We start from the raw sequence: 22,670 nt of genomic DNA on the forward strand, positions 1-22,670 counted from the left end.
GGCCTGTTCTCCTTTGAAGTGCGTCGGGTGCCGGCGGCGTCGACGCCAGCCAGCCGGGCTACCGCTCAGTAACTACAGCCCGCACCTTAAATATAAGCACACTTAGCACTTGGGCATTTCCGGTGCCAAACCCCGGGCCGGCGGGACGCTCCCGCGGCTACAGCACCCTCGCCAGGGCGAAGCCGTCCCAGCCTTTGGAGCCCACGGTCTGGATGACGGTGCCGTCCAGCCGCGGGTCCTCGCCCAGCATTTTCAGGGCGCTGATTATGCCCGGGGCGTTGACCGGGTCCAGGGAGGGCTCCAGCACGGCGCCCTCCCAGACCACGTTGTCCATCACGATGGCGGTGCCGGGCCGGCCAAGGCGGACGGCCCAGTCCAGGTAGTGCGGGTTGTTTTCCTTGTCCGCATCGATGAACACGAAATCGAACGGCTCGGACCCCTCGTCGGCGAGCGCCTGCAGCGTGTCCAGCGCGGCCCCGACCCGGATCTCCACGAGGTGGCCCAGACCGGCGGAGTCCACGTTGGCGCGGGCCACGTCGGCATGCTTGGGGAGGTATTCGCACGTGAGCAGCCGGCCGCCGTCGGGCAGTCCCTGCGCCATCCAGATGGTGCTGAATCCGGCGAGCGTCCCGATCTCCAGCACGCGGCGGGCGCCGGAGAGCTGTACAAGAAGCTTCAGCAGTTTGCCGGCATTCGGGGCGACTTCGATGGGAGGCATGCCCGCCTCGAGGGCGGTGGTTACAGCACGCTTCAGGGAGTCGTCAGGCCGGACCACGGCCTCGGAGAGAAAGTCCTCGACGGCGATCCAGCGGGCGGTGGGCTGATGCTCGAACATGCCCCTCAGTCTTCCAGCTGACCGGTCCCCGCGATAGGGCGCGCCGGACGGGCCGGAATTCTGGGCGTCGGGCCGCCCGGAATCATGGGCGGCGGCCGGCCGGGGGGCACTGCGCGGCTAGTCCCCGAGGGCCTGTTCCAGCCGGTCCAGCTTGCCGGTGAGTTCGCCCGTGTAGCCGGGCCGAATGTCCGCCTTGATGACGAGCGAGACCCTGCTGCCGTAGCGGCCCACGGCCTCGGTGGCGCGCTTGACGACGTCGAACACCTCATCCCACTCCCCCTCGATCGTGGTGAACATCGAGTCGGTGCGGTTCGGCAGGCCGGATTCCCGGACGATCCTCACCGCTTCGGCGACGGCATCGTGGACCGAAGCCTCGTCCGCCGGAACGGCAGCGGAACCGGCAGCGGAGCCGGCGGGTGAGTCAACGCCCGAATGCGCCGGACGGCCGGAGGGTGCGACAGAAAATGCAAGCAACATGGCACCAGTCTGTCACGTGCTCCGGCCGCGGAAACCGTCACATTAGTCACTACCCGGGAGTAATCTCCCGGGCCCGGCCCCGCGTTGCTAACCTAAGCAAATGAACCGGGTAGCAGACCGCAGGCCTCTTCGCGCCGATGCCGCGCGGAACGTGGACAAGATCATCACCGCCGCCCGCCAGTGCTTCCGCGAGCACGGCCCGGAGGTCCCGCTGCAGACCATCGCCGCGACCGCCGGTGTAGGCCCTGCCACGCTGTTCAGGAACTTCGCCGACAAGGAAGATCTGGTCCTCGCGGCACTCCACCGGCAGCTCGGACTGCTGGTCGACCCCGTCATCGAGGAGGCCCTCGCAGGGCCGGATGCCGCCGACGGTCTCTTCCGGGTCATCGACGCGCTGATGGGCGTGGCCAGCGAGGAAGCCAACCTGCTGGGAGCCGTCGCAGGCCGGCGCGGACTGCTCACCGGCATCACGGGCGACCTGATCGAATCCGTGGCCGTGCTCCTGGGCCGCGGACAGGGCCAGGGCACCCTGCGCAGCGACATTTCGATGACGGACCTGATCCGCCTGCTGGCCATGCTGATCGGCGTCGTGGACACCATGGAGGCGGGTTCGGACGCCTGGCGCCGCCCCGTCGCCCTCGTCGAGGACGCCATCCGCACGGAACGCCCGGACCGGCCGCTTCCGCCGCAGGCGCCGCTGCCGGGCACCGCGTTCGACTTTGTCCTCGGCTAGGACCCGTCTCAGGGGTAGCCGTGGCGGCGCCTGAAGATCGGCAGAGTGGAACTTAGCCTTTCACGGCGCTGTCGAGGCCCCCGCGGATCTTGTCCATCGTCGTGTTGAAGGCGTCGGTCATGTCGATGTCCAGACGATCGGCAAGAACGAAAATCCACCAGAGCGATTCCGACAGCTTGTGCTCTAACTCCGCGGTGGGGTCACCGTCAATGTCCCAGGTTCCTTCGCGGGCCAGCAGGAGCCGGCCGATGTACCCGACGTCGTTCGAGAACCCGATCATGAGCTCGTGGTCCGACCAGACCTTTCCGTTCAGGCGCTGCTCGAGAATCTCATAGAGCGCGCGTACCTCAAGGGCACGGTCACGGGCATCAGCGAGTGCAGCATGTTTGGGGGCAGGCATTGGGCGTCCTTCTTCCAGTCGGTAACCTCTGGAACGCATCCGACCCCGGAAATATTCTGACGATCGGGCGTAAGGAGCTCAGGCGCTGAAGGCCGTCCCGGCCGGGGCGCCGTCGAACCTCCGGAGGATTTCCTCGGCCACAACCCGGAGCTTGACGTTCCGGGTGTTGGAGACCTTGGCCAGCAGCTCAAAGGCTTCCGACTGCGAGCACCGGCTCTGGGCCATCAGGATGCCGGTAGCCACGTTGATCACCGTCCGCGACCGCATGGCCTGCAGCAGGTCACGGTTCACACCCTGGGCGGACTCGAACCGGAGAGCCAGCCGGACCACCTTGGAGGCGCGGACGGCGAGCGCCTCACAAGCTGCCACAGCGCCGTCATCAAACGCCTCGGGTGACGTCGAAAAGAAGGTCAGGGTGGCCGCCGCGTCCCGGTCCTCCAGCAGGGGCATGGCGAGAACGCTGCGGTATCCGCGCTGGGCAGCTGCCCGCTGGTAGCGCCTCCATCTCGGATCCATCGTTGTGTCCGGCACCAGCACGGCCTGCCTGGTCTTCCGGGTCTCCAGCCCTGGGCCCTCCGCGATGCCGTCCTGCAATCCGTCCAGCATCATGGCCTCGGGGTTGTTGGCAGCCAGGACCAGCGGCCGGCGAAGCCGGACCACCCGCACCGAGCACAGCACCGTCCGTCCGGTTTCGGCCGCGGCGAACCCGGCGGCGAGCACGGAGAGTTGGCGGAGAAAATCCTCCAGCACGTCATTTTCGAGCAACAGATCCTGCAGACGCTCCGCGAGCCGCGTTTTAGGCATTAATCCTCCGCCGGCTTCTCTTTGGCCTCCTGCAGGTGGTGCTGCAGCTTTTCCTCGGCTTCCCGGCGCCGGCGTGACACATCGCGCAGTTCCCTGGTGGACTCGGCTCCGGGCGTAACGAACGGCTCGTGCGGCTTGGGATGCTGGTCTTTGCCGGGCTCAGCAGCCTCCGGGTCGTCGTTGTCGCTCATGTTCGAATGCTTTCACGGGGCCCCGGTTGCAAGTAGGGACTAAAGACCGTTGTGGACCGGCTAGCTCCAGCCCAGCAGCCGGAGTCCTGCGGCCGCGCCGGCTCCGGCGATCACGACCACGAGGAACGGCGCCCGGAACAAGAGGGCGATGCCGGCAGCGGCCAGCGCCCCCAGACGCGCATCCAGCGCCAGTGTCTGGCCCGAGGCCACCGTGTTCACGATCGTCAGGGACGCGAGCAGGCCAATGGTCATGGTCCCGGCGATCCTCGACATCCGGGGGTCGCGGAGCACACTGGCCGGGACCAGATAGCCCAGCAGTTTCCAGGCATATGCCAGCACGCAGGACAGCAGCAGCCACATCCATAAGGTCATGCCGTTTCCCCCGATGGACGCGGGTGCGGGTGTTCGGCGTAGGGGTCGACGTCCGGTTCCAGGCCCTCGTCACTGCGGCCATGGCTGAACCAGCCGATTGCCGCCGCGACCACGGCCGCGACCAGGATGGGCACCCCCGCGGGCACGAACGGTACGGCCAGGACGGTGGCCAGCGCGCAGACCACGGCGATCGCCACCGGCTCGCGGCCCTTGAGCCGGGGCCACAGCAGGCCCAGGAACGCGGCCACGGCGGCGCCATCGAGGCCCCACTGTTTGGGGTCCCCGAGGGCCGCTCCGGCCAGCGCGCCCACGGCGGTAAACAGGTTCCACAGCACGAAGATGCCGAGGCCGGCAGTCCAGAAGCCGCGCTTCTGCTCGAGCTGGTCCGTCTGTCCGGTGCTTGTGGCGGTGGATTCGTCGATGGTGACGTGCGCCGCGGCGAACCGCAGCCAGCCGCGCGGCTGCAGCAGGGCGTTGATCTGCATGCCGTAGATTCCGTTGCGCATACCCAGCAGAGTGGCCGCCCCCATCGCCGCGACGCCGGAGCCGTCCCCGGCCACCACGCCGATGAAGGCGAACTGCGAGCCGCCGCTGAACAGCAGCAGGCTCAGGGCCATGGTCTGCCAGAAGTCGAGTCCGGAGGTGACGGACAGGGCACCGAAGGACACCCCATAGAGCCCGGTGGCGATGCTGATGGACAGCCCGACCCGCACCGCCGGGGACTGCAGGAGTTTCACGCTCGGACCGGATTCCGCAGCGCAGGCTTAGTCAGGCTCCAGGCCCAGGCAATGAGCGGAGCCTGCAGCGGCAGCCGCAGGGAGTGTATCCGGCGCTGCCGGGGTGTCCCGTCCGGGCCGTAGGCCCTGCGCAGCGCGTCAATATGTCCGGCCAGGAAGAGGGTGAACATCGCCGAGACGCAGCCGGCGGCGGTGCGCCGGGTCACCGGGAGCAGGAGCCCGACGGCGGCGGCCGCCTCGAGCAGGCCGCTGACCGCCACCCATTCCTCCCGGGACAACACCGCAGCCGGGCTGTTGGCCTGCCCGGCGGTGTCGTCACGGCAGAGGAAGTCCGGCACCACGGGGCCGAAGAAACCGGGGTCCTCGAAGTGCTTCCCGGCGCTGGCCAGCAGCAGGGCACTCATCGCCACGGCGGAAAGCGTCTGGGTGTCCCGGCCGGACCAGCGAGATGGCATAGAACAACTCAATCACAGCCAGGGACCCCCCGCGAACCGCGTCCGCTCGCGCCAAAAACGGGACTTTCCGCAGGGGTCCCTGCCCGTTAATCCGGCGTAGCTTGTTGACTATGAGCAGTGTCGTGGAAATGACCGGTGTCGTGAAGCGTTTCGGGGCCGTGACGGCCCTGGACGGACTGGATTTCGAAGTGGCCGCCGGCGAGGTGCACGGCTTCCTGGGCCCCAACGGTGCCGGCAAGTCCACCACCTTGCGGCTCCTGCTGGGCCTCTTGCGTTCCAACGCCGGCTCGATCCGGGTGCTGGGGTTGGACCCCTGGCGCGATGTGGCGACGCTGCACCGCCGGCTGGCCTACGTTCCCGGCGATGTGGCCCTGTGGCCCAACCTGACAGGCGGGGAGGTGATCGACCTGCTGGGCCGCCTGCAGGGTGGCCAGGACCGCGCCCGGCGTGAACGGTTCCTGGAACTGTTTGAGCTGGACCCCAGCAAGAAGGCCCGCACGTACTCCAAGGGAAACCGGCAGAAGGTGGCCCTCGTCGCCGCCCTGGCCACCGATGCCGAGCTGTTCCTGCTGGACGAACCGACCAGCGGGTTGGACCCGCTGATGGAGGACGCGTTCCGCGGCTGTGTCCGCGAACTGCGCGCAGAGGGACGCACCGTGGTGCTGAGCAGCCATATCCTCAGCGAGGCCGAGGCGCTCTCCGACCGGGTCAGCATCATCCGCGCCGGAAAGGTCGTGGAGACCGGCCCGCTGGAGCAGCTGCGGCATCTGACCCGCACGGCGGTCACGGCCGACGTCGCCGCGGTGCCGCCCGGACTGGAGCTCCTGCCCGGCGTCCATGACGTCCTGGTGACGAACCACCGGGTCAGCGCCCAGGTTGAGCCCGCCGGTCTGGGACCGTTCCTGCACGCACTGACCTCCGCCGGCCTGCACGCCCTGATTAGCCAGCCGCCGACGCTGGAAGACCTGTTCCTGCGCCACTACGGCTCCGCGAACAGCGTCGACGCCGGCACGGGCCCTGGCCCGGGGGCCGGCGTCGCCTCAGTCCCGCGGCGGTCCGGCGATGCCTGAGACCCTGGCGGGCACGGGCGTCCTGATCCGGCTCGGACTGCGCCGGGACCGCTGGCTGCTGCCGTTATGGATCATCGGCTTTGCCCTGATCGCGTACTCGACGGCGCTGGCCGGCGCCGAGTTGTACCCGGACATGGCGAGCCGGGTGGAAGCCGCCACCGCGTTGAACGCGACTGCCTCGATGGTGGCCCTGTTCGGACGGATCTACGATCCCACGTCCATCGGCGCCCTCTCGCTGATCAAATACACCGCATTCATGACCGCCATCCTCGCCGTCCTCATGGTGATCCTCGCCATCCGGCACACCCGCGCCGACGAGGAGAGCGGACGCCTGGAGCTGCTCGGCGGCGGAAGGCTGGGCCGCGACGCCCCGCTGGCGTCCGCGCTCACCATTTGCCTTGGCGCCAACGTGGCACTCGGGATGCTTTCGGCGGCCGCGCTGGCTGCCGGCGGGTTACCGGCGGCAGGGTCCCTCGCGTTCGGTCTGGGCTGGGCCGCGACGGGGATGGCGTTCAGTTCCGCGGCCGGGCTGGCTGCCCAGCTGACCGCCAGCGCCCGGGCCGCCACCGGGCTCAGTATCGGATTCGTCGCCGTCACCTATGCGCTGCGCGCGGTCGGGGACTTGGCGGAGCCGGGGCCCTCGGTGTTGTCCTGGCTGTCTCCCATCGGGTGGAACCAGCAGATCCGGGCCTTCGCCGGGGACCACTGGTGGGTGCTGGCGCTCCCCGTTGCCCTGTCCCTGGTGCTTGTCCCGGCGGCTTTTGCGTTCCGCGCCAGGCGCGACCTCGGCGCCGGCCTCCGGGCGGAGCGTCCCGGGCCGTCCGCCGGGTCGCTCTCCGGCGTCTGGGACCTGGCGGTGCGGCTGCAGTACCGCGTGCTGCTGGCCTGGGCCGTGGCGTTCCTCCTGTTCGGCGTCGTGATCGGTTCCCTCGTCAGCAACGTGGGGGAACTGCTGAATTCACCGAACGCCCAGGATCTGATCAAACTGCTGGGCGGCCGCGAGGCCCTGACGGACGCCTTCCTGGCCGCGGAGATCAGCATCATGGGGGTGCTGGCGGCCGCCTTCGGTTTGTCCGCGGCGAACCACCTGCGCAGCGAGGAGTCCGCGGGCCACACCGAAGCCCTGCTGGGCACGGCCACCACCCGCATCCGCTGGGCGAGCAGCCACTTCGGCTTTGCCCTGGCCGGGGTCACTGTGCTGCTCCTGCTGGCGGGGGTGTCGATCGGCGTCGGCGCTGCTGCCGCCGTCGACGATGCCGCGCTGGTGGGCCGCAGCACCGTGGCCGCACTGGCCCAGGTCCCTGCCGCGTGGGTGGTGACCAGTGTGGCGCTGGCGGTGTTTGGCTGGGCACCCCGGCTGGCCGGGGCGGTCTGGGGCGTGCTGCTGGCGCTGGTCGCCCTGGGCGAATTCGGGGTGCTCTGGAAAGCCCCCGAATGGCTCATGGAGCTCTCCCCGTTCCGGCATTCCCCGTTGCTGCCGGTGGACTCCGGGGGTGTGCCGGCGCTTGCGGCGCTCGTCGTCGCGGCGGCAGCTCTCGCGGCACTGGGCTACGCCGGCTGGCGGCGCCGCGACCTCGCGGCTTAGGTGCAGTCGGGCCCGGAGCCGGGGGCTGGGCCCGGAGCTAGGGGCTCGTCATCCCCTGCCACTCCACGGTGGAGTCACTCAAGTTGGCCCTGCAGTATTTCCGCAGAGACCGTGCATCATCGTTGCCCATCTTGAACGCGAATTCGATGCCCAGCTCATAACCGGTTGCGCTTCCCGGAAGTGAGATCTCTTTGATCTCGCCCAGGAAGGCGACGTTGACCAGCCTGATTTTCTGCGGGCGCAACTGTTTGGGCCCGGAGACCGCACCGGAGGCCTGCGCCTGGAGTTGTTCAACGCAAATATTCTTCACGCGTTGTTGCACCGCGGGATCGACGTCAGCCGCCGACGGTACCGGCGCCTCAAGATGCAGTGCAGTCTCCGGCGATCCAGACGAACCCGCGGCCGCGGGAGGATCCAGCGGCTGGTTGCACGAGACCAGGAGCGGGCCCGCCAACAGCGCGCAGATCAGGGTAATACCGGTTCGATGCATAGCTCCCCCACAAGTTTGTCGCCGCTCCGGACGCCGTCCGAGTACGTCGCATACTCCCGGAGCATCCCTTGGAAAAACTGGAAGGAACGGTTCCGGCCGGCCGTGACGCCGCCCGCTTAGAGGCTCCGGGCCCCGGCCGACAGCTGGGCGAGGACCTGCGCGGGCCGGTTCGTGGTGATCTCGTGGATCCCGAGCGCCCGGCACAGTGCGACGTCGTTTTCCGAGTCCACGGTCCACACGCGGAAACGGCGGCCGGAGCCGAGCCAGCGCCGGATGGTCCGGGAATGCTCGCGGACGTAGTTGATGCCCGGCCCGGCGAGCCCGGTTTCGCAGTCGTCGAGGATCCGCTCGGCCTCGGTTTGCGCGGCCTTCATCACGTTCGCCAGTGCCCCGCCGGTGATCGCCCCCAGGCCGAGCTCCTCCCGGATTTCCTCGACGTTGATGTCGTCCACGAGCTGGCATACGGCGGACGCCGGGACCGACTTCAGCAGGTGCTTGACCGAATCCGGGCTGAAGCTCATGAAGGACACGTTGATGTTGTCCAGCCGGGACGTGGCCGGGTCCCAGCCCGCGGACAAGAGGACGTCCAGGACCCGGTCCTCCAGCTTGAGCTGGAAGGGGCTGGGGTGTTTGAACTCAATCGCCAGGCCGATCTCCCGGCCCGCGTTCCGCAGCAGCTCCAGCAATTCCGGGAGCGTCAGGAACTGGTTGGACCTGGCGCCGTAGTCGTCCGGAATCCTGGCGCCTTTCCAGGAGGAGAAGTCCAGCTGCCGGAGCTCGTGGAGGGTCCGGTCCGCCACGGGGCCGGTACCGTCCGAGGTGCGGTCAAGGTTGGCATCGTGCAGCAGCACCGCATGCTGGTCGCGGGTGAGGTGGATGTCGCACTCCACGCCGTCGGCGCCGTCGGCGATTGCCTGCAGATACGCGGCCCGGGTGTGCTCGGCGAAGGCTTCGCTCGCACCGCGGTGGGCGTAGACCAGCGGACGGGCTGCGGTGGACTCGTCAGTCGTCATGCTGACACGTTAGCGGACGGCCCCGGCCAAAGCGGGGCTAGGCTGGGCACATGCAGGTGAACACTGAGCCAAGTACCCGCCCGGAAGGCCCCGCCGGCACCGGAGATGCCGTGGCCGGCGGCACCGCCCGCCGCCAGACCCTGGCCGCCATGGACGCCGAGAAGGCGTCCGCGCTGCGGAAAATGAAGCTGCTGGCGCTCTCGCTGCTGATCCTGATGGCCATCATCTTTGTGGTCGCCTTCGCCTTGCAGAAGCAGTACCCCTGGCTCGAGTACGTCCGGGCCGCGGCCGAGGGCGGCATGGTGGGCGCCCTCGCCGACTGGTTCGCCGTGACGGCCCTGTTCAAGTACCCGATGGGCCTCAAGATCCCGCACACCGCCATCATTCCGCAGCGCAAGGACCAGATCGGCGCCTCGCTGGGTGAATTCGTGGAAACGAATTTCCTCTCCGAGCAGGTGGTCCACGAAAAGCTGGCCTCCGTCGACATCGCGCGCAAGGCCGGGGCGTGGCTCTCCGGTCCCGGCGGCGCCGAGCGGGTCGCCAAGGAGGGCGCCGCCGTCATCCGCGGCGCGTTCACGGTCCTCAACGACGACGACGTCCAGGCCGTGATCGAGGGCATGGTCCGCAAGCACCTGCTCACCCCGCCGTGGGGTCCCCCGGTGGGCCGGGTGGCCCAGCGGATCTTCGAGGACGGGCACCACCACGCACTGGTGGACGTCCTCGTGGACCGGACGGTGGACTGGGTGCGGGACAACCAGGAGACGGTCAACCGTCTGGTCACCGACCGTTCCCCGACTTGGGTGCCGTCGTTCGTGGACGGGCTCGTGGGCGACAAGGTCTACGTGGAAATCCTGAAGTTCACCCGGGCCGTGCAGTCCGACCCGCAGCACCAGGTCCGCCTGTCGATCGACAAGTACCTCAAGGACCTCGCGCAGGACCTGCAGCATGATCCGGTGATGATCGCCCGGGCCGAGGGCATCAAGGCCCAGGTCCTGGGCGATCCCGAGATCCGGGAACTCGCCTCCCGCACTTGGGGCACCATCAAGGCCGCCCTGCTCTCCGCCGTCGACGACCCGGACAGCGAACTCACTGTCCGGTTCAAGGCCGCCGTGCGTGACTTCGGCTCCCGTCTGGTGGTTGACTCAGAGCTGGCCGGCAAGGTGAACAAGTGGATCGGCGACGCCGCCGGGTACCTCGTGAGGACGTACCGCTCGGACATCGCCGGCGTGATCACCGATACCGTGGCCCGCTGGGATGCCGAGGAGACCTCGCAGAAGATTGAGCTCCAGATCGGCAAGGACCTGCAGTTCATCAGAATCAACGGCACCGTGGTGGGAGCCCTCGCCGGGCTCGCGATCTTCACGGTGGCGCATCTGGCGTTCGGCTGACAATCCGGCGCCCTGGCTAGGCGGCCGCGCTGGCCTTCACGGTCTTCGCCCGGCCGGGCACGGCAAAGATCGTGAATGCCAGCGCGGCCAGCGCCGTAACCACCAGGAGTGTCAGCCCGATCGAGTAGCTGTGGGTCGCGGCGTCGTAGGTTGCTCCCATGATCAGCGGCGGGAAGTAGCCGCCCAGTCCCCCGGCCGCGCTGACCACGCCGCTGATGCTACCGACTTTGCCCGGCGGGGCGAGCACCCCCACCCAGGCGAACACTCCGCCCGTCCCGAGGCCCAGCGCCGCGGCCATGGCGACGAACGTGAGGCCGGCGGGGACTTCGCCGTCGGGCTGGAGGTTCACCACCCAGGCAAGGACCGCGACGCCGGTCAGCGAGGTGATCACGATCGGCTTGGGCCCGAACCTGTCCGCGAGCACGCCGCCCAGCGGCCGTGCCAGCACGGCTGCCAGCGCGAACCCGGCGGTGCGCGCCCCGGCACCGCTCGGGTCGAAACTGTAGACGTCCCGGAGGTAGGTGGGCAGGTAGGTGGCGAAGGAGACGAAGCCGCCGAAGACCACGGCGTAGAGGAAGCACATCTTCCACGTGACCGGGGTCTTCGCGGCGTCCAGCAACTTGGGCATGACGGGGAGGTTGTTGCGGGTCCAGCCCGGGGCTTCCTTCATCAGGAACCAGACCAGAGCCGCCATGACCGCGAGGACCGCCGCGATCAGCAGGTGCGTGGGGAGGTAGCCGATCCCGGCGACCAGCCGGGGGTTCAGGAACGCCGCCAGCGCCGTGCCGCCCATGCCCGCGCCGAAGACGCCGGTGGCGAAGCCGCGCCGGGAAGGCTCGTACCAGGCGCTGACAAAGGGGATCCCGACGGCGAAGACCGTTCCGGCGACGCCCAGCAGCAGTGCGGCCCCCAGCACCAGGGCAAAGGAGCTCAGCAGCCCGCCGACCGCCACGAGCAGGATCGGCAGGATGGAGGCCAGCAGCACGAAGGTGAACATCGCCCGGCCGCCGTACTTGTCCGTCAGGGCGCCGACGACGATCCGGCCCAGCGAGCCGACGAACACCGGCATGGCAACCAGCACGCCGGTGGTGGCCGGGGTCAGCTGAAGGTTCACGGTGTAGAAGGCGCCGAGGGTGGCCACCGAGTTCCAGGCCCAGAAGCCGGCGACCGACGCCGAGGTGGCGAGCACCAGGTTGAGCGTCCGCCCGGCGGGGGCGTTCGAAGAAACGGGCACGGATCCGGCCACTGGTCTTCCTCTCAGTTCGACGTCAGGTCAACAGGGCGGCTTCAGCGCGGCTCAGCGGTTCCGGGTGTCGCGGTCGCGGGTTCCGACGGCGGACCAGCCGCGGCGGGCGGCGGCCGTTGAACTCCGCGCAGCTGCGGCGCCGGCTTTGCTGCCATCCCGGTCCCGGTCACGCGAGCGGTAGACGATGTAGGGGCGGAACAGATAGTGGAACGGGGCGGTGAAGGCATGGACCAGGCGGGTGAAGGGCCAGATCACGAAGAGCGCCATGCCCACCAGGGTGTGCAGGTGGAAGGAGAACGGCGCGGCGGCCATAGCCGCGAGGTCCGGCTGGAAGATGAACAGTGAGCGGAACCACGGGGCCACGGTTTCACGGTAGTTGTGCCCGTGCTCGCCCTCGAAGACGCTGGCCAGGGTGGTCCACAGGCCGAACACAATGGCCGCGGTGAGCACGACGTACATGGTCTTGTCGTTCTTCGTGGTGGCCATAAAGACCGGGCCCGTGGTGCGGCGGCGGTAGATCAGCAGGAGGATCCCGCCCAAGGTCCCCACCCCGGCGACGCCGCCGACGGCCAGGGCATTGAAGTGGTAGAACTCCTGGCTCATCCCCACGGCCTGGGTCCACGCCATCGGAATGACGAGGCCGAAGAAGTGGCCGGCGATCACGGCGAGCAGGCCGAAGTGGAACAGCGGTGAGGCGATCCGCAGCAGCCGGGATTCGTAGAGCTGGGAGGACCGTGTGGTCCAGCCGAACTGGTCGTATTTGTAGCGCCAGACCAGCCCGCCCACCAGCACAACGACCATGACGTAGGGCAGGACGCCCCAGAGCACGATGTCCAGTGCGGTGAGCCCTGCGGTGGCCCCGGGTTCGGCTTCGGATGCCGGCATGGTCAGGCCCCCTTCACGGGCAGCAGTCGCGGATCGTAGGGGTCCAGGCCCACCGCTTCGGTGGGCGGTCCGTAGCCTGCCATCCGCATGACGGCCTGCTCGTCGGCCGGGGATTTCCCCGGCAGCGTGGCGCAAATGGCCTGCAGGATCCGGGCGTGCGGAAGTTCGTCCCGGAGCAGCCCGAAGCGGAGCATCTCCAGGCTCGCCCGGAAGCGGGTCAGCAGCCCGCGGCCGGCCGCGAGGTCCACCAGTGCGGCGTACTCGAGGACCATCGGGAGGTAGTCGGGCAGTTCGCCGTGGGTGTCCACCAGGATGTCGCTCTGCCGGTACGTTTTTTTGAAGTTCCCCAGGACCTCGCCGCGGCGCCGGGTGTCCCCGTCCGTCCAGTAGGACAGGTGAAGGGCGTGGCGTTTTCCAAGGTCGAACTCGCGCACGTACCGGGCCTGGATTTCCATGGGCGGCATGGACTCCAGCGAATCCAGGACCTCCTGGAAATCCGCGACGGCGCCGGGGAACTCGCCCAGCGCGGCGCGCATGAGCGGCACCCGGCCGATGAGGTCCTCATCCGGGTAGGACAGGCACCAGGCCGCCGAGAGGTAGACGACCTGCTGGCGCCGGGTCATGGCTGGTCCCCCGCCGTCGGGTTGGGTTTGTCCGGGATCGGCGCCTTTTCCGGGAACAACCCGGAGGGTGCCCCCGTGCCGTCCCAGTTGAGCAGGTTCACCCGGCCGCGGAGGGTGGTTTCGCCGGGCGCTGAGCCGGAGGTCTGCCGGTCCCGCAGGGCGTTGAAGGTTTCCACGGCCACCGGGACGGGCCTGCCGCTGGCTTCGCCGAACGGGGCGGAATCCTGCATGCCGGGCCCTCCCTCGAAGTCCAGCGAGCAGCCCATTTCCTCGAGGTCGTGGGCCTGCTCCACATGGGCCTTGGGGATGACGTAGCGCTCCTCGTACTTCGCGATCGCCATCAGCCGGTACATCTCGTACATGGTCTGGCTGTCCATCCCCACGGCCTCGGGGATGGAGTCGTCGGGGTCATTACCCATGCTGATGCCGCGAATGAAGGAGCGCATGGCAGCGAGTTTCTTCAGCACCGCGGTGACCCGGTCGGCGTCGCCGGCGGTGAACAGTTCCGCGAGGTATTCCACCGGGATGCGCAGCGCGTCGATGGCGCCGAACAGGTTGCCGGCGTCCTCGCCGTCGTGCCCCTGGTCCCGCAGCAGGTCCACCACCGGGGACAGCGGCGGAACGTACCAGACCATCGGCATGGTCCGGTATTCCGGGTGCAGCGGCAGCGCCACCTTGTAGACCTTGGCCAGGGCGTAGACGGGCGAGCGGCGGGCGGCGTCGATCCAGTCCTCCGGGATGCCCTGGGCCCGGGCTTCGGCCTGGACGGCGGGGTCGTTCGGGTCCAGCAGCACGTCCATCTGGGCGTCGTAGAGTTCCCGGGGGTCCGTGACGGAGGCGGCTTCGGTGACGGCGTCGGCGTCGTACAGGAACAGCCCCAGGTACCGCAGCCGGCCCACGCAGGTCTCGGAGCAGACCGTCGGGAGCCCCACTTCCACCCGCGGGTAGCAGAACGTGCACTTCTCGGCCTTGCCGGTCTTGTGGTTGAAGTAGATCTTCTTGTACGGGCAGCCGGTGACGCACTGCCGCCAGCCGCGGCATTTGTCCTGGTCCACCAGCACAATCCCGTCCTCCACCCGCTTGTAGATCGCGCCGGAGGGGCAGGACGCCATGCAGGAGGGGTTCAGGCAGTGCTCGCAGATCCGCGGCAGGTAGAACATAAAAGTCTGTTCGTAGGCGAACTTGATCTTGTCTTCGGATTCCCGCCGGACCTTTTCCACGATCGGGTCCAGGTGGCCGTACTCCGCGGAGCCGCCCAGGTCATCGTCCCAGTTCGCGGACCAGGTGACCTTGGTGTCCTCCCCGGTGATCAGGGACTTGGGCCGGGCCACCGGGAAGTCGTCGCCCAGCGGCGCGTCCACGAGGGTCTTGTAGTCGTAGGTCCACGGCTCGTAGTAGTCCTTGAGCTCGGGCTGCACCGGGCTGGCGAAGATCCCGAACATCTTCTTCACCCGGCCCCCGGCCTTGAGGACCAGCTTGCCGCGCTTGTTCAGCACCCAGCCGCCCTGCCACTTCTCCTGGTCCTCGTAGCGGCGCGGATACCCCTGCCCGGGGCGGGTCTCGACGTTATTGAACCAGACGTATTCGGTGCCCGCCCGGTTGGTCCAGGCCTGCTTGCAGGTCACGGAACAGGTGTGGCAGCCGATGCATTTGTCCAGATTCATGACCATGCCCATTTGAGCCATAACACGCATCAGTACTGCACCTCCTGGGAACGGCGCCGGACGGTGGCAACCATGTCGCGCTGGTTTCCGGTGGGGCCAAGGTAGTTGAACGCGTAGGCCAGCTGGGCGTAGCCGCCGATCAGGTGCGAGGGTTTGACCAGCAGCCGGGTCACGGAGTTGTGGATGCCGCCGCGCCGCCCCGTGGCCTCGGACTTCGGCACGTCGATGGTGCGTTCCTGCGCGTGGTGGACGTAGACCACACCGGCGGGCATCCGGTGGCTGACGATTGCCCGGGCCACGAGGACGCCGTTGATGTTCAGGCACTCCACCCAGTCGTTGTCCTTCACCTGAATGGACTCGGCGTCGGCGGGGCTCATCCAGACCGTCGGCCCGCCGCGGGAGAGCGAGAGCATCAGCAGGTTGTCCTGGTATTCGGAGTGGATGGACCACTTTGAGTGCGGGGTCAGGTAGCGGACCACCACCTCCATGGACCCGTCCTGGCCGAGCTTGGGTTCGCCGAACAGCCGGTGCATGTCCAGCGGCGGCCGGTAGATCGGCAGGGCCTCGCCGATGTCGATCATCCAGTCGTGGTCCAGGAAGAAGTGCATCCGCCCGGTCAGGGTGTGCCACGGTTTGAGCCGCTCCACGTTGATGGTGAAGGGGGCGTAGCGCCGGCCGCCGGTCTCGGACCCGGACCACTCGGGCGACGTGATCACGGGGACCGGGCCGGCCTGCGTCTGCGCGAAGGTGATGAATTTTTCCTCGGAGCCCTCGGACAGGTCCGCCAGTTTCCGGCCGGTGCGGACTTCCAGGTCCTTGAAGCCCTGCACGGAGAGTGCGCCGTTGGTGGTGCCGGAGAACGCCAGGATGGCCTCGGCCATCTTCGCGTCGGTGTCGATCGCGGGCCGGCCGTCCGCGGCGCCGCCGAGCATCACGCCGTTGGAGCGGCTGAGCCTCTCCAGCGGCCCGGCGAGTTTGTAGGTGACGTTCTTGACTGTGAAGCCCAGTTTGTCGGCGAGCGTCCCGACGGCGGCCAGCTTGTCCGCGATGGCGGTGTAGTCCCGTTCCACCACCGAAAAAATGGGCATGTTCTGCCCCGGCACCGCGGGAATGGACGTGTCCCGCCAGTCCCGGACGATCCCGCCGGGCTGGGCGAGCTGGCCGGGGGTGTCGTGCTGCAGCGGCACGCTGACCAGGTCCCGGCGCACGCCGAGGTGCGTTTTCGCCTGCCGGGAGAATTCCTGCGCCAGCAGGTGGAACATGTCGAAATCCGTTTTGGTCTCCCACGGCGGGTCGATCGCCGGGGTGAAGGCATGCACAAAGGGGTGCATGTCGGTGGAGGACAGGTCGTGCTTCTCGTACCAGGTGGCGGCCGGGAACACGACGTCGGACAGCAGCGTGGTGGAGGTCATCCGGAAGTCCGCGGAGACCAGCAGGTCCAGTTTTCCTTCGGGTGCCTGCTCATGCCATTTCACGTCCTTGGGCTTGAGGCCTTCGGCGTGGTCCTTGCCCAGGACGTTGTTGTGGGTACCGAGGAGGTTCCGGAGGAAGTATTCGTTGCCTTTGGCCGAGGAGCCGAAGAGGTTGGAGCGCCACAGCACCAGGGTCCGCGGCCAGTTCTCCGGGGCGTCCACGTCCTCGATCGCCGGGTTCAGGGTGCGGTTCTTGAGCGCGTCCGCGATGTAGCCGGGGGTGTCCTTGGCGGTGCCGGCGGCGACGGCGGCCTCCGCCTCGTCCGCGAGGTCCAGCGGGTTGCGGTCGAACTGCGGGTAGAAGGGCATCCAGCCGAGCCGCGCGGACTGGGCCAGCGCGTCGGCAGTGTGCATGCCGTCCAGGGCACCGGTGGAGAGCGGGGACTTCAGCGCGTCCGCGGAGTAGCCGTCCTGCCGCCACTGGTCCGTGTGCATGTACCAGTAGCCGGTGCCGATCATGGTCCGCGGGGGGCGGGACCAGTCCAGCGCATTCGCGAGGGACACCCAGCCGGTGGCGGGGCGGGTCTTTTCCTGCCCCACGTAGTGGGCCCAGCCGCCGCCGTTGCGGCCCATGCAGCCGGTCAGCATCACCAGCGCCAGCACCGCCCGGTAGGTGGTGTCGCCGTGGAACCACTGGCAGATCCCGGCGCCCATGATGATCATGGAGCGTCCCTTGGACTCTTCGGCGTTCCGGGCGAACTCGCGGGCCACCCGGATGCAGGCCTGCGCCGGGACGGAGGTGATCTCCTCCTGCCAGGCCGGGGTGTAAGGCGTCGCGGCGTCGTCGTAGCCGGCGGCCCAGTCCCCCGGGAGCCCGTCGCGGCCCACGCCGTACTGGGCCAGCATGAGGTCGAACACGGTGGTGACCAGCTGGCCTTCCACTTCCAGGACCGGCACCCCGCGCCGGAGCACGCTGCCGTCCCCGCCGGCGTCCTCGAAGCACGGCAGCAGGATCTCGGCACTTTCCCCGGAGACCTCGCGCAGCGACAGGGCGGGATCAATTCCCTCAAGGTCGAGGTTCCATTTGCCCTCGCCGCTGCCGGAATAGCGGAATCCCATCGACCCGTTGGGAACGGCGGGCAGCCCGGTCTTCTTGTCGAACAGCACGGTGCGGAACGCCGCGTCCTCGGCCTCGGCCTCGGCCGGGAGGTCCTTGGCCGTGAGGAACTTGGCCGGGGTGAGGGAGCCGTCGTCGCGCCGTTCCAGCCGGACCAGGAACGGCAGGTCGGTGTACTGGCGGACGTAGTCGGCGAAGAACGGGACCTCGCGGTCGACGAAGAATTCCTTGAGCATGACGTGTCCCATCGCCATGGCCAGCGCGGCGTCGGTTCCGGCCTGGGCGGGGAGCCATTCGTCGGCGAACTTGGTGTTGTCCGCATAGTCCGGGCTGACCGTGACCACCTTGGTGCCGCGGTACCGCACCTCGGCCATCCAGTGCGCGTCGGGGGTGCGGGTGACGGGGACGTTGGAGCCCCACATCATGAGGTAGCCCGCGTCCCACCAGTCCCCGGACTCCGGGACGTCGGTCTGGTCGCCGAAGACCTGAGGGCTGGCCACGGGCAGGTCCGCGTACCAGTCGTAGAAGGACGTCATCACCCCGCCGATCAGCTGGATGAAGCGGGTCCCGACGGCGTGCGAGACCATGGACATCGCCGGGATGGGCGAGAACCCGGCGCAGCGGTCCGGCCCGTAGTCCTTGATGGTATTGACGTGCGCGGCGGCGGCGATTTCGATCGCCTCCTGCCAGGAGACGCGCACCAGGCCGCCCTTGCCGCGGGCCTGCTGGTAGCGGCGGCGCCGCTCCGGGTCCCCCACGACGTCGGCGAAGGCCAGCACCGGGTCCCCCAGCCGGGCCTTGGCCTCGCGGTACAACTCCACGAGGACGCCGCGGGCGTAGGGGAACCGGACCCGGGTGGGCGAGTAGGTGTACCAGGAGAAGGCCGCCCCGCGCGGGCAGCCCCTCGGCTCGTATTCCGGGCTGTCCGGTCCCACCGAGGGGTAGTCGGTCTGCTGGGATTCCCAGGTGATGATGCCGTCCTTGACGTACACCTTCCAGGAGCAGGAGCCGGTGCAGTTCACCCCGTGCGTGGAGCGGACCACCTTGTCGTGGCTCCAGCGGTCCCGGTAGAAGATGTCGCCCTTGCGGCCGCCCTCCCGGAACACCGCCCTGCCGTCCTCGGTCTGGTCCCATTTCGTGAAGAATCGGCCCAGCTTCAACATTGCATCCGAGGCGGGTCCGTCCAGCCCCGCGGCGCCTCCGGCAGTCATGCCTTCAAGCTAGGGTCCACGTCCTGCCCCGGATAGGGCCTTACGACACTGGGCGGAGCTGGACGGCGGGAGCCGCTGGGCCGCCTCTAGGCGAAGGACTCCAGTTCGACGCCTGCCTTCTCCAGCGCGGCGCGGACTGCGGCGGCCACTGCCACCGAGCCCGGGGTGTCGCCGTGCAGGCACAGGGAATGCGGCGTGAGCGTGATGACTGTGCCATCGACCGCCAGGACTTCGCCCTTGAGGGCCAGGCGAAGCGCCCGTTCGACGATCTCCTCAGGGTCTTCAATCACGGATTCCTGCTCCAGGCGCGGCACCAGCGTGCCGTCAGGCAGGTAGGCACGGTCGGCGAAGGCTTCATGGAACACCGGGTTGCCCGCGTCCCGGGCGATCCCAAGCAGGGCTGAACCCTCCAGGCCCAGGATGGGAAGTCCCGGATCGTAGGCCTGGATGGCGGCGACGACGGCGGAGGCCTGCTCGGCGTCGCGCATGGTCCGGTCGTAGAGCGCGCCATGCAGCTTGACGTAGTCCACCGACGCGCCGACGGCGTGCGCCACCCCGTCCAGGGCGCCGAGCTGGTACAGCACCGCGCCGAAGAGGTCATCGAAGGTGATGTCCATGGCCCGGAGGCCGAAGCCGGCCAGGTCCGGGTAGCCGAGGTGTGCGCCCACCCGGACGTCCAGCTCGTAGGCTGCCCGGCAGGTGTCCAGCATCGTCACGGGGTCCCCGGCGTGCAGCCCGCAGGCCACGCTGGCGCTGGTGACCAGCGGGAGCATCGCGGCGTCGTCGCCCATGTTCCAGGTCCCGAAGGACTCCCCCAGATCAGCGTTCAGATCCAAAACGTGCCGCCTTCCTGGGCCGGGTTGTTCTTTGTGTCATTGTCCTTCTTTTCCTGGTCCAGCGTGTCCCTGCCCAGCTTCGATTCCGGGCCGCCGGCCTGCGGCGGGCCGCCCAGCTCGCCGGGAATGACTAGCGGCATCGGGCCGAACGCTTCCTTGGCGTTCGCGACGACGGCGCGGCCCATCACCCGGTTGCCCACACCGCCCACGACGGCTCCGATCCCGAACGGCAGCGCGCGGCCCAGCCAGGCCGTGCCCTGCTGTTTCAGGAGGGTGCGGAGGAACATCGTCTGGATGCGTTCCCGTACCGTGCCGAAGCCGGCCAGCGGAACCCGGCGGGCGAAGAGGGAGCCCCAGGCCGCGGTGGGGCCCTTGCCCTGCCCCGCGGCCTGCCCACTCAGGGAGCTCAGCAGCGCGGTGCCCTCCTCGCCCAGCATGATCGCCATGACCAGGGTGCTGGCCTTCTCGGGGTCCACCAGCCGCACACCGTGGAGCTCGGCGAGGGAGGTGGAGAAAAGCGCGGTGGCTTCGAGGAAACCGACGGTCGCGGCGGCCGAGAGGCCCAGTGCTGCGGCGGTCCCGACGCCGGGAATGACGGCGGCGCCGCCCACCAGCGCGCCGCCGCCGGTGACGGCCAGGAGGTAGTCGCGTTCCAGCGTCGCGGCGAGCTGCGCCGCGGAGGCGTGCGGGTGCCTGCGCTGGAGCCGGCGGAGGTTCGCCAGCACCAGCGGGCGCTGGACTTCAACGGCCCGCAGGAGCACGTTGTGGATGCCCGGCTTGGGCTTGCCGTCGGCGTCGAACATCGCGTTGTGTGCTGACTTCTGGGCAATCTTTACTGCCGGGTTGCTGCGCTTGGCCATCATCGCCTCTCCGTGAACCGTAAGGGTGCTGAGTTTTCGTCCGGTGTTAACACTAGGCCACCGGCCCTTCCGTCCGCGCCTCAGCGCCTCAGCCGCCGTCGGGCTAGCCAGCTAGAGAGCCCACGATTCAGCCACCGCCACGAAGGCGGACGACGCCGGGCCTACCGGCCCCGGGTACACGGTGGCGGCGCCGGGCCATTCGACCCCGAATTCCACGAGCCGGCCGGCACTGCACGGCAGGTACACGTTGCTGAGCGCGGCGCTGGAGTCGCCGAGCTGGAAGTTGGGGGCGGCGAACTGCCGGCGGTCCAGGACACCGCCGACCTCCAGCGAGGCCTTCCGTCCGGTCGCGCGGAGACCGTGCCCGGCGTCGAGCTCGACGTCGAACTCGTCGTGGGTGTGGCTGATGCCGCCAAGCGGGAACCGGGCGGCTTCCGGGAAGTGGCGCGTCAGTTCGGCGGCCAGGGAGGCGGCAAGGGACTCGTTGGAGCCGTAGCTCCGCCATCCCTGGAGGGTGGCGACCAGCAGGGCGTGGCCGGCGCCCCAGCGTGACCAGTCGGCCATCCAGAAGGACGCGAAGCAGCTCGCCGGTTCGCCCGGCAACAGCATTCCGCGGGAATTCACGGGGTGGAGGGCGAGTCCCGCGTTGGTGCCGATGAAGGCCAGGCTTCGCCGCGACGTCGCGGTGACGGATGCGGCCGATGTGTTCATGACAGGAGCCTATCCGGGGGCGGCCGCCCCGGCGGAAGCGCCCCGCCGGTCCGCGGGCGGGGTGCCGCGTTTAGACTGAATCCATGCGTTCACTGCGGGCCTTCCGGCCGTTCCTGCACCGGGAATACCGTGTGCTGATTGCGGCTTTGGCCATCTCCATTTTCGGCTCCGGCATGTGGGCCGTGGCGATGGTCTACGAGGTGATCCATCTGGGCGGGGGCCCGCTGGAGCTCTCCCTCGTGGCGGCGGCGGGCAGCGTGGGCCTCGTCGCATTCCTGCTGGCGGGCGGCATCGCCGCGGACCGGTTCGCCCAGCGGCCCCTGATCATCGCGGTGGAGGGTGTCAACCTCGCCGTCATCGCCGGCATCAGCGGGCTGGCCATGCTGGGCTGGCTGCAGCTCTGGCACCTGGCGCTCGGCGCGTTTGTGCTGGGCGTCGGGGCCGCGTTCTTCTTCCCGGCCTACTCCGCCATCCTCCCCCGGATCCTGCCGGCGGAGGACCTGCTCGCCGCCAACGGCATGGAAGGGACCATGCGGCCCATCCTGCAACAGGCCGCCGGACCGGCCGTCGCCGGCATCCTGGTTGCCGCCCTGTCTCCCGCGCACGCCGTGACGGGGGTGGCGGCCTGCCACTTGCTGGCGTTCTGCGTGCTCAACCTGCTCCGGCGCCAGCCCCTGCCGCACGCGGATGGGGCGCAGGCTGCGGAGGCCGGCGCGGACGCGGTCCCGCGCGCCAGGACGTCCGTGCTCCACGACCTCCGCGAGGGTGTCAGCTACACAGTCCGCACGCCCTGGCTGCTGTGGACCCTGCTGTGGGCCTGCATCTCGGTGCTGTTCCTGATCGGCCCCATCGAGGTGCTCCTGCCGTTCGTGGTCCGCGACCAGCTCGGCGGCGACTCACGCATGTTCGGCTTCCTGCTCGCGGTCATGGGCGTCGGCGGCGCCGCGGCGTCGCTGGCCACGGCCTCGTTCCCGCTTCCGCGCCGCTACCTCACCGTGATGATGGTGAGCTGGGGCGCCGGCACCCTGCCGCTCGCCGCCGTCGGCATCATGGACAGCTTCTGGGCGCTGGCGGCAGCCCTGTTCATCTTCGGCGCCACCGGCGGAATAGGCATGGTCATCTGGGGAACCCTGCTGCAGCGCCGTGTGCCCCCGCACCTGCTGGGCCGTGTTTCAAGCCTGGATTTCTTCGTGTCACTGGCCCTCATGCCGGTCTCCATGGCCCTCGCCGGCCCCGCCGCCGAGGTCGTTCCGGTCGGCCTGATCTTCCTGGCCGCCGGGACCGTGTGCCCGGTCATGGCCGTCGTCGCGATGATCGCCGCCCGGATGCGTGCCGATGAACACGCCCACCCTCTGGACGACGGCCGCGAGGGCACCGATGCGGGCGAAAGCACCAAGAGATCAGAAAGCACAGGCGCCGGAACCGGTTCCGCGGAACAGTCGATCGACCGCCGCGCGGGCGGTTGAGGGCGGCCCGACGCCGCCCGGCCGCCCTGATCTGCCCGCTCCGAAGCAACGCGGGGTCACCTGGCGCCCATGCCGGCGGTGGTGACGGG

The 22,670-nt window shown here is 69.0% G+C and carries 23 protein-coding genes; 5 read left to right on the forward strand and 18 right to left on the reverse strand.

Translation table 11 applies throughout. The features are described 5' to 3' along the window. Nucleotides 1–157: 157 nt before the first annotated feature. Nucleotides 158–835, reverse strand: a complete 678-nt coding sequence (locus AC1DC5_RS03670; RefSeq protein WP_476864233.1) for an O-methyltransferase — start codon at nt 833–835, stop codon at nt 158–160. Nucleotides 836–952: 117 nt separating this feature from the next. Continuing rightward, the gene (locus AC1DC5_RS03675; protein ID WP_441405118.1) at nt 953–1,312 is read right to left on the reverse strand and encodes a thiamine-binding protein; all 360 of its coding nucleotides are present in this window, start codon (nt 1,310–1,312) and stop codon (nt 953–955) included. A gap of 100 nt (nt 1,313–1,412) precedes the next feature. Here AC1DC5_RS03675 and AC1DC5_RS03680 point away from each other — a divergent pair, with 100 nt between their 5' ends. After that, on the forward strand, nt 1,413–2,045 hold the full coding sequence (locus AC1DC5_RS03680) for a TetR/AcrR family transcriptional regulator (RefSeq protein ID WP_441405119.1): 633 nt from the start codon (nt 1,413–1,415) through the stop codon (nt 2,043–2,045). 52 nt (nt 2,046–2,097) lie between these two features. On the opposite strand, the gene AC1DC5_RS03685 is transcribed toward AC1DC5_RS03680, so the two are convergent. From AC1DC5_RS03685 to AC1DC5_RS03710, 6 genes are all read right to left on the reverse strand, one after another. Then, the gene (locus AC1DC5_RS03685) at nt 2,098–2,445 is read right to left on the reverse strand and encodes a nucleoside triphosphate pyrophosphohydrolase family protein (protein WP_476864234.1); all 348 of its coding nucleotides are present in this window, start codon (nt 2,443–2,445) and stop codon (nt 2,098–2,100) included. Between the two features lie 78 nt (nt 2,446–2,523). Further along, nucleotides 2,524–3,249, reverse strand: coding sequence for a GAF and ANTAR domain-containing protein (locus tag AC1DC5_RS03690; RefSeq protein WP_476864235.1), 726 nt, complete (start codon nt 3,247–3,249; stop codon nt 2,524–2,526). After that, a complete protein-coding gene (locus AC1DC5_RS03695; protein ID WP_476864236.1) occupies nt 3,249–3,440 on the reverse strand; it encodes a hypothetical protein in 192 nt (63 codons plus the stop codon). Before AC1DC5_RS03695 ends, AC1DC5_RS03690 begins: the two co-directional genes overlap by 1 nt. Before the next feature lie 60 nt (nt 3,441–3,500). After that, the gene (locus AC1DC5_RS03700; RefSeq protein ID WP_476864237.1) at nt 3,501–3,812 is read right to left on the reverse strand and encodes an AzlD domain-containing protein; all 312 of its coding nucleotides are present in this window, start codon (nt 3,810–3,812) and stop codon (nt 3,501–3,503) included. Further along, nucleotides 3,809–4,549 carry an AzlC family ABC transporter permease gene (locus tag AC1DC5_RS03705; RefSeq protein WP_476864238.1) on the reverse strand — a complete coding sequence of 247 codons (741 nt, stop codon included), beginning with the start codon at nt 4,547–4,549 and terminating at the stop codon, nt 3,809–3,811. Before AC1DC5_RS03705 ends, AC1DC5_RS03700 begins: the two co-directional genes overlap by 4 nt. Further along, nucleotides 4,546–5,004: a DoxX family protein gene (locus tag AC1DC5_RS03710; RefSeq protein ID WP_476864239.1), complete on the reverse strand. Its 459-nt coding sequence runs from the start codon at nt 5,002–5,004 to the stop codon at nt 4,546–4,548. Before AC1DC5_RS03710 ends, AC1DC5_RS03705 begins: the two co-directional genes overlap by 4 nt. A gap of 110 nt (nt 5,005–5,114) precedes the next feature. On the opposite strand from AC1DC5_RS03710, the gene AC1DC5_RS03715 reads away from it, so the two are divergent. After that, on the forward strand, nt 5,115–6,074 hold the full coding sequence (locus AC1DC5_RS03715; protein ID WP_476864240.1) for an ABC transporter ATP-binding protein: 960 nt from the start codon (nt 5,115–5,117) through the stop codon (nt 6,072–6,074). Continuing rightward, the gene (locus AC1DC5_RS03720; RefSeq protein ID WP_476864241.1) at nt 6,067–7,659 is read left to right on the forward strand and encodes an ABC transporter permease; all 1,593 of its coding nucleotides are present in this window, start codon (nt 6,067–6,069) and stop codon (nt 7,657–7,659) included. The genes AC1DC5_RS03715 and AC1DC5_RS03720 overlap by 8 nt, the downstream gene beginning before the upstream one ends. Nucleotides 7,660–7,696: 37 nt before the next feature. Here AC1DC5_RS03720 and AC1DC5_RS03725 read toward each other — a convergent pair whose 3' ends face one another. Both AC1DC5_RS03725 and AC1DC5_RS03730 read right to left on the reverse strand, forming a co-directional pair. After that, nucleotides 7,697–8,149, reverse strand: a complete 453-nt coding sequence (locus AC1DC5_RS03725) for a hypothetical protein (RefSeq protein ID WP_476864242.1) — start codon at nt 8,147–8,149, stop codon at nt 7,697–7,699. A gap of 116 nt (nt 8,150–8,265) precedes the next feature. Then, nucleotides 8,266–9,162: a glycerophosphodiester phosphodiesterase gene (locus AC1DC5_RS03730; protein ID WP_476864243.1), complete on the reverse strand. Its 897-nt coding sequence runs from the start codon at nt 9,160–9,162 to the stop codon at nt 8,266–8,268. A 50-nt stretch (nt 9,163–9,212) separates the two neighbouring features. Here AC1DC5_RS03730 and AC1DC5_RS03735 point away from each other — a divergent pair, with 50 nt between their 5' ends. Beyond that, nucleotides 9,213–10,550 (forward strand): DUF445 domain-containing protein, encoded by a 1,338-nt coding sequence (locus tag AC1DC5_RS03735; RefSeq protein ID WP_476864244.1) that lies wholly within the window; start codon nt 9,213–9,215, stop codon nt 10,548–10,550. Between the two features lie 16 nt (nt 10,551–10,566). Here the strand turns inward: AC1DC5_RS03735 and AC1DC5_RS03740 are convergent, their stop codons facing one another. The 8 genes from AC1DC5_RS03740 to AC1DC5_RS03775 form a co-directional block, all read right to left on the reverse strand. Next, on the reverse strand, nt 10,567–11,796 hold the full coding sequence (locus AC1DC5_RS03740; RefSeq protein WP_476864245.1) for an MFS transporter: 1,230 nt from the start codon (nt 11,794–11,796) through the stop codon (nt 10,567–10,569). A 51-nt stretch (nt 11,797–11,847) separates the two neighbouring features. After that, nucleotides 11,848–12,681: a respiratory nitrate reductase subunit gamma gene (gene narI / locus AC1DC5_RS03745; RefSeq protein WP_441405132.1), complete on the reverse strand. Its 834-nt coding sequence runs from the start codon at nt 12,679–12,681 to the stop codon at nt 11,848–11,850. A 2-nt stretch (nt 12,682–12,683) separates the two neighbouring features. Beyond that, nucleotides 12,684–13,304, reverse strand: a complete 621-nt coding sequence (narJ, locus tag AC1DC5_RS03750; protein ID WP_476864246.1) for a nitrate reductase molybdenum cofactor assembly chaperone — start codon at nt 13,302–13,304, stop codon at nt 12,684–12,686. Further along, nucleotides 13,301–14,998, reverse strand: coding sequence for a nitrate reductase subunit beta (narH, locus tag AC1DC5_RS03755; protein ID WP_476864247.1), 1,698 nt, complete (start codon nt 14,996–14,998; stop codon nt 13,301–13,303). Before narH ends, narJ begins: the two co-directional genes overlap by 4 nt. Continuing rightward, complete coding sequence (locus AC1DC5_RS03760; RefSeq protein ID WP_476864248.1) at nt 14,998–18,708, reverse strand: nitrate reductase subunit alpha; 3,711 nt, start codon at nt 18,706–18,708, stop codon at nt 14,998–15,000. The genes narH and AC1DC5_RS03760 overlap by 1 nt, the downstream gene beginning before the upstream one ends. A gap of 86 nt (nt 18,709–18,794) precedes the next feature. Next, nucleotides 18,795–19,544: a LamB/YcsF family protein gene (locus AC1DC5_RS03765; protein WP_441405136.1), complete on the reverse strand. Its 750-nt coding sequence runs from the start codon at nt 19,542–19,544 to the stop codon at nt 18,795–18,797. Beyond that, complete coding sequence (locus AC1DC5_RS03770) at nt 19,535–20,404, reverse strand: hypothetical protein (RefSeq protein ID WP_476864470.1); 870 nt, start codon at nt 20,402–20,404, stop codon at nt 19,535–19,537. The genes AC1DC5_RS03765 and AC1DC5_RS03770 overlap by 10 nt, the downstream gene beginning before the upstream one ends. Nucleotides 20,405–20,515: 111 nt before the next feature. Continuing rightward, entirely contained in the window at nt 20,516–21,115 is a 600-nt protein-coding gene (locus AC1DC5_RS03775; protein WP_476864249.1) for a hypothetical protein, read from the reverse strand. Between the two features lie 83 nt (nt 21,116–21,198). Between AC1DC5_RS03775 and AC1DC5_RS03780 the strand changes: the two genes are divergently transcribed. Next, the gene (locus tag AC1DC5_RS03780; protein ID WP_476864250.1) at nt 21,199–22,581 is read left to right on the forward strand and encodes an MFS transporter; all 1,383 of its coding nucleotides are present in this window, start codon (nt 21,199–21,201) and stop codon (nt 22,579–22,581) included. Nucleotides 22,582–22,670: the final 89 nt, after the last annotated feature.

This window comes from Arthrobacter sp. 10L424 (genome assembly GCF_056395325.1).